The following is a 6,259-nucleotide window of genomic DNA, read 5'->3' on the forward strand; positions in this document are numbered from 1 at the left end:
ACGTCGATACTGCCTCGCGGCTATTTCCTCCGTCTTGTTCAGGCGGAGGGCGATTTTTTTGCCAAAATGAACAAGGCCGGCCTGGAATAGGGCGGTTTGAACCAAGACAACATTGGCGCTGAAGCGCGCAAGGAGTGGAAGGTATGAAATCGTGGCTTCGAATTTTGGGAACGGCAACCCTGTGTCTTTTTCTGGCGGCATGCAGCAGCGGTGGGGCAGACACGACTCCCCCTGAACCGCCTTCACTTGAAGTGATTGAAGTTACATGTAGTCCGGATCGAGTACTGGCCGACGGAGCCCAAACATCGACCATTAGAGCCTTTGCGCGGAATTCAAAGGGAACCCCAGTTCCCGACGCACTTATCATGTTTCGAATCGTTCAGGGGGGTGGATACTTAGATACATATACTGCAACGACAAGCAGTTTCGGAGAGGCAGAGGCCGAGTATACCGCCTCGACCGAACCCGGAGTTGCCGTCATCAGTGTTTCCACACCGTCCGGCGATGTCGAGACCAGAGCCCTCATCAGTAATGTGGCAAACATCGACAATCCGTATTATCTTGATTTTAGCGCTATTCCGCGAATGATCGCTTTGAAGGAAGAGAGTGTTTTGTACGCCATTGTCCAAGATGTGCATGGCCGACCTCTACAAAGCATCATCGTGTATTTTGATATCTTGTCTGGGGGTGGATCTCTCGAATATGCAGCGGCCATTACAAACAATGCTGGGATTGGCGAGGTTTCATTTACAGCTCCTACCTACGAGGATACGATTCTTTTGAGAGCCAGCGTAATGACCTCAGATGAATTGAGTCCAAAGTACATATCTCAGACGTTGACCATATCTGTTAAAAACTCCATTCCAGAGGTCCAATCTGTGAATTTGTCAGCCAATCCAGCGATTATTTATACTGAAGATGATTCAGAACTTTTCGCTTTTGTAAGCGATGAAACAGGCAAAGGAATCGAAGGGGTTGAAGTGTTTTTTGATGTTCGGGATACGGATGAGATATATGGGGCTCTAAGTTCAGTCGTAGAAAAAACTGACGGAAATGGTCAAGCGAAGGTAACTTTTACTGCTGGTCCAAATCCAACCACCCCCAGTACAAGACGGGTGAAAATTACTGCATATTCTGGAAGGCATCAGGATGACGCCGATATTAAAATTGAAAGAAAACCTGAGCCTGAGCCTGACCCTGAACCTGAGGATGCAAAAACATTGGTTAAGAGAAATATTCTAAAAGTCATTTCAGAATCATAAATAGTTGATGTTTTCTTTTGTATTGAATGTGGAAGGCGTTTACTCCCCCGGCCTCTCCATCGACGAGATCCAAGAGAAGTACGGGCTTTCCCGAGTGGTCAAGATGGCCTCCAACGAGAACCCCTTGGGGACATCCCCGGTGGTTCAGGAGGCCATCAAGGCCCACGCGGCCTTAAGTTTCCGGTATCCGCGATCGGGCAATCCGGCCCTGCGCCAGGCCATTGCGGTCAAACTGGGAGTCGGGGCCGAGAGCGTGGTGGCCGGGAACGGATCGGACGAGATCATCGATCTGCTTATCCGGGTCCTGTGTCGGCCGGGCCAGGACAATATCGTGGCCTTCAAGCCGTGCTTTAGCATCTACGGACTGCAGGCCAGGCTGTGCGGGGTGGAGTTTCGGCAGGCCTCTCTGAATCCGGATTTCGGGTTTGACTGGGAAGGTCTGCTGTCGTTGGTGGATGAACAGACGAAAATCGTCTTTGTCACCAACCCGGACAACCCTTCTGGCCATTCTGTTATGGCGTCCGAACTGGCCGGACTGCTTGGCCGTCTGCCGGAAACGGCCCTGCTTGTTGTGGACGAGGCCTATGTGGATTTCGCCCGGCCTGTGGAAGCCTATTCCAGTTTGGGCCTTCTGGACTCGGACCGTGTGGCCGTGCTCAGGACCTTTTCCAAGCTCTTCGGCTTGGCCGGTCTGCGTTTGGGCCATGGGGTCATGCCTGCGGAATTAGCCAAGGCCCTATTGAGCGTTAGGCTGCCTTTCAGCGTGAACATCATGGCGGAGGCCGCGGGCATGGCCGCCTTGGAGGATGAGGCCTTCATTCAGACCACCCTGGAGGTCGTCCAGACCGGACGCGAACGCCTGACTCAAGGTCTAAAGGATTTGGGTTGCCGGGTCTGGCCGTCCCAGGCCAATTTTCTCATGTTCAGGCCTCCTGTCCCGGCGGATGGTGTCTTCGAGGCCCTGCTCAGGCAGGGTATCATCATTCGGCCTCTGACCAGTTATGACCTGTCTGAATTGCTGCGGGTCAGCGTGGGCACGGCCGAAGAGAACGAGATGTTTCTGACGGCCATGTCCGGGATTCTGGGCCTGGGGTAGGGGCGCGAATCGTCCGGACAGGATGGCGGTTGGGCCGGGGCACCGTACAAGGATTGCCTGAAAAATCGGTGAGGTATCCGTGGTTTGTAGGGGCATGTTTTAAACCTGCCCCTACGCCAGTCGGGTGCATTCCACCAACCGGGTGGCCCCTACGCCAGTCGGCTGAATTCCACCCACAGGCTGGCCCGGGATTATGGGCCGGTCGCGAACAGGAAGCATCCGCCATGTCAGAATCCGTCCTCCCCTTTGTTGTCACCTTGGACGGTCCAGCCGGTTCGGGCAAGACCACGCTGGCCCGCATGCTGGCCGAACGTCTGGGTGTGGCCTATTTAGACACCGGGGCCATGTACCGGGCCGTGGCCTGGGCACTGGGTCCGGATGCGTCCGACTGGCCCGAAGAACGTCTCGGACCGGCCCTCAAAGGGCTCGATTTCAGTCTAAAAGGGAGTGGTGAGAACACCCGCCTTCAACTCATGGGCCTGACTCTTGGGGATGAAATACGTTCCGAGGACATGGGACGAAGAGCCTCGGATCTGGCCAAGAGGGCCGAGGTCCGGACCTTTTTGACCCGAGCCCAGCAGTCCTTGGGCCGGACAACATCCTTGGTGGCCGAAGGTCGGGACATGGGTACTGTGGTTTTTCCTCGGGCACGTTTCAAGTATTACTTGACGGCTTCGGTCGATGTACGGGCCAAAAGACGTTGGCAGCAGCTTCGGGAGGCTGGGCAGGACCCGGGTTCTCCGGAAGACATCGCCCGGGCCATTGCCGCCCGGGACGATCAGGATGCCAAGCGTGAACTGGCCCCGCTCAGACCGGCCGAGGATTCCATCCGCATCGACACTGGCCTGTCCGGGCCCGAGGCCGTGCTGGAGGTCATCCTCCAGACCATGGCGGGGTGACGGCCGTGCCTCGCCTGCTTCGCTCGGCCAGGGACTGGGCATTGGCCTTGTGGCTGTCCTTCGAGCGCAACGACTTCCTCATCCGGGCTTCGTCTCTGACCTATCTGACGGCCCTGGCCCTGGTGCCCTTCGTGGCCACGGTCTTCGCCGTTCTCAAAGGCGTTGGCCTGCAACGTTCAGGATATATCCAGCGTTTCCTCATGCACGTGACCGGAGAGAATCAGGTCATCGTCGAGAACATCACCGAATACATCAACCGAACCAACGTGACCAGCCTTGGGATGGTCGGATTCACCTTTGTCCTCCTGACCATCTTCACCCTACTCGGCAACATTGAGAACAGCTTCAACCAGGTCTGGGGGGTGCGGCATGGCAGGAGGTTGTCCCGGAAATTGACTGACTACCTGGCCCTGGTCCTTGTTTGCCCCATTCTTCTCATCGTGTCCTTTAGTTTCACCGCTTCGCTGGAGAGCTCGGCCCTGATCGGCCAGGCCTTCGGATTCATCGATTTTTCCCCTCTGCAGACCTTCTTCCTCAAATTTTTTCTGCCCTTTATCCCTGTCTTCGGAGCGTTGACCATTCTCTACCAGTTTTTACCCAACACCAGAGTGCCTATCCGCTGCTCACTGACCGGGGCGGCCCTGGCCGGATTCATCCTTCAGACCACCCAATGGGTGTTCATCAAGAACCAGATCGGGGCCACCAACTACAATATCATCTACGGAAGCTTCGCGCAGATCCCCCTGTTTCTGATCTGGATCTACATGAGCTGGCTGATCGTGCTTCTGGGGGCCGAGATCAGCTTCATGATCCAGTCGTGGCGGCCGAGGCACGGGGTGGGGCATTGGGCCACGGCCGGGTTTCTGAACACCGTGTCCGCCTCCATCGCCATTTTGGTCCATCTCGTTGAGGCCACCCGGAAAGGAGACGGACCGGTTCCAGTCTTGGAGCTCTCCAAAGTCATGGACCTGCCGGCGGACTTCGTCCAGGGCCGGATGCACGAACTGGTCGATGCCGGGCTGGCGGCCGAGGCCAGCGGCGGGGCAAAACGAGGGTATGTGCCCCTGTTTCTGGCCGGAGAAAAACGTCTGGCGGAGATCGTGCATATTCTGGCCGGTCGGGGACGCGGCCCAGTGTCCAAGGCCGGTGAATTTTTCGAGACATTGTTGTCCGGAGCCTGGACCCGGTACGTTGACGGTGACGAGAATCTGACCATGGCCGAGTTGAGCCGTCAATATTTCCTGACGGCAGACGAGCCTCTGGATAGGCCGAGGCCCTAAGTGCCCGACATCTTTATCCCAAAAACCTCATGTTTGCCCGAATCGTCCTGATTTTTGTCCTGTTTCCCCTTTTCGAACTCTACGTCCTGGTCCAGGTGGGCTCGGTCATTGGAGCCGGGACAACCATCCTCCTGGTCCTTTTGACGGCCGTGGCCGGAGCCTGGCTGGCCAGGGAGCAGGGCTTGAGGGCCATGGTCCGCATCCAGTCCAGCCTCCAGCAGGGGATTGTTCCGGCCGACGACCTCCTGGACGGGGCCATGATTCTCGTGGCCGGGGTGGTCCTGCTGACTCCTGGATTTATTTCCGACGTCCTGGGCCTCATGGTCCTCGTACCCCCGATCCGCAACCTGATCAGAACCCGTTTGCGGTCTTGGGCCACGGCCAAGGCCGCTACCGGGCAGGGAATCCAGATCATCCACATCGACCATGACCGCCGGGATCGCTGAGTTGGCTGGCAAGGGGGTGCGTATCCAACGCCTTTTGGTCCGATTCCTGACATCAGTCAGCGAAACCATGTCTTCGGTTCTGGTCTTCGGCTGGGCCCTGGCCCTTTTGGCCCTGGTCGATTTGATCCTCGTCCTGATGGGCTGGGGAGGAAATTGAACATGTCCTTGGAAGGCTATCGCAGTCTGCAACCGTGCCTCGATGACCTGGAGGCCAAGGGCGACCTGTTCAGGATCGAGGCGGAGGTGGACCCTATTCTGGAGATGGGCTGCATCCAACGCCGGGTTTATGCTGCCCGGGGGCCAGCCCTGCTCTTCACCCGGGTCAAAGGCACCCCTTTTCCCATGGTCGGAAATCTGTTCGGGACCAGAGAGCGGATTCGTTTCATCTTCAGACACACCATGCCCCTGTTGGAACGGGTCATGAATGCGGCGGCCGACCCAGGTCAGGCCTTGCGTCGACCCGGGGCCTGGATCGATGCGGCTCGGGCAGCCTGGAAGGCCAGGCCGAGGTTCGTTGCCTCGGGTCCCATTTTGCGGGGTTTGACCCGGGTCCGAGCTCTTCCCAATCTGGTATCCTGGCCCAGGGATGGAGGTGGCTACGTGACCCTGCCCCAGGTGTACACCGAGGACCCGGATCGACCCGGGTGGCGGCATTCGAACCTGGGCATGTACCGGGTCCAACTGACCGGGGGTGGCTACGCCCCGGACCGGGAGGTGGGCCTGCATTATCAGATACACCGGGGGATCGGGCCACACCATGCCCGGGCACTGGAGCTGGGGCGAGAACTGCCGGTGAACGTCTTTGTCGGCGGACCTCCGGCCATGACTCTGGCCGCCATCATGCCCCTGCCCGAGGGAATGCCCGAAATCGCCTTGGCCGGGGTCCTGTCCGGGTCGAGAATTCCCATGGTTAGAGGACCCAACGGCCTGCCCATGTCGGCCGAGGCCGATTTCTGTCTCTGCGGGCACATCGTGTCAGGCAAGGAGCTTCCCGAAGGGCCGTTCGGAGATCATCTGGGCTACTACAGCCTGGCCCATGACTTTCCGGTCATGCGGGTGCAGACCGTGTACCATCGGCCCGGGGCCGTCTGGCCGTTCACCACCGTGGGCCGACCGCCCCAGGAAGACACCGAATTCGGGTCTCTGATCCATGAATTGACCGGACCGGTCATCCCCAAGGAATTTCCGGGGGTCCGTGAAGTTCACGCCGTGGACGAGGCCGGGGTTCACCCACTCCTTTTGGCCGTGGCCAGCGAGCGGTACGTTCCTTTCGTCC

Annotated in this window: 6 protein-coding genes; all 6 read left to right on the forward strand. The window is 58.2% G+C overall.

The annotated features are described in order from the left end of the window. The first annotated feature begins 143 nt into the window (after window positions 1-143). On the forward strand, window positions 144-1,262 hold the full coding sequence (locus EOM25_11330; protein ID NCC25765.1) for a hypothetical protein: 1,119 nt from the start codon (window positions 144-146) through the stop codon (window positions 1,260-1,262). 7 nt (window positions 1,263-1,269) lie between these two features. Beyond that, a complete protein-coding gene (hisC, locus tag EOM25_11335) occupies window positions 1,270-2,358 on the forward strand; it encodes a histidinol-phosphate transaminase (GenBank protein ID NCC25766.1) in 1,089 nt (362 codons plus the stop codon). Window positions 2,359-2,582: 224 nt separating this feature from the next. After that, window positions 2,583-3,257: a (d)CMP kinase gene (gene cmk / locus EOM25_11340; protein ID NCC25767.1), complete on the forward strand. Its 675-nt coding sequence runs from the start codon at window positions 2,583-2,585 to the stop codon at window positions 3,255-3,257. Beyond that, complete coding sequence (locus EOM25_11345) at window positions 3,254-4,537, forward strand: YihY family inner membrane protein (protein NCC25768.1); 1,284 nt, start codon at window positions 3,254-3,256, stop codon at window positions 4,535-4,537. The genes cmk and EOM25_11345 overlap by 4 nt, the downstream gene beginning before the upstream one ends. A 29-nt stretch (window positions 4,538-4,566) precedes the next feature. Further along, the gene (locus EOM25_11350; protein NCC25769.1) at window positions 4,567-4,983 is read left to right on the forward strand and encodes an FxsA family protein; all 417 of its coding nucleotides are present in this window, start codon (window positions 4,567-4,569) and stop codon (window positions 4,981-4,983) included. 159 nt (window positions 4,984-5,142) lie between these two features. Further along, on the forward strand, window positions 5,143-6,259 hold a 1,117-nt coding region (locus EOM25_11355), incomplete at its 3' end, for a UbiD family decarboxylase (GenBank protein ID NCC25770.1).

Source organism: Deltaproteobacteria bacterium (assembly GCA_009929795.1).
GTDB lineage: Bacteria > Desulfobacterota > Desulfovibrionia > Desulfovibrionales > Desulfomicrobiaceae > RZZR01.

Bases quoted from the DNA above. Each gene is read 5' to 3' on its own strand.
- EOM25_11330 (NCC25765.1), top strand. From the start codon at position 144: ATGAAATCGTGGCTTCGAATTTTGGGAACGGCAACCCTGTGTCTTTTT.
- hisC (NCC25766.1), top strand. From the start codon at position 1,270: ATGTTTTCTTTTGTATTGAATGTGGAAGGCGTTTACTCCCCCGGCCTC.
- cmk (NCC25767.1), top strand. From the start codon at position 2,583: ATGTCAGAATCCGTCCTCCCCTTTGTTGTCACCTTGGACGGTCCAGCC.
- EOM25_11350 (NCC25769.1), top strand. From the start codon at position 4,567: ATGTTTGCCCGAATCGTCCTGATTTTTGTCCTGTTTCCCCTTTTCGAA.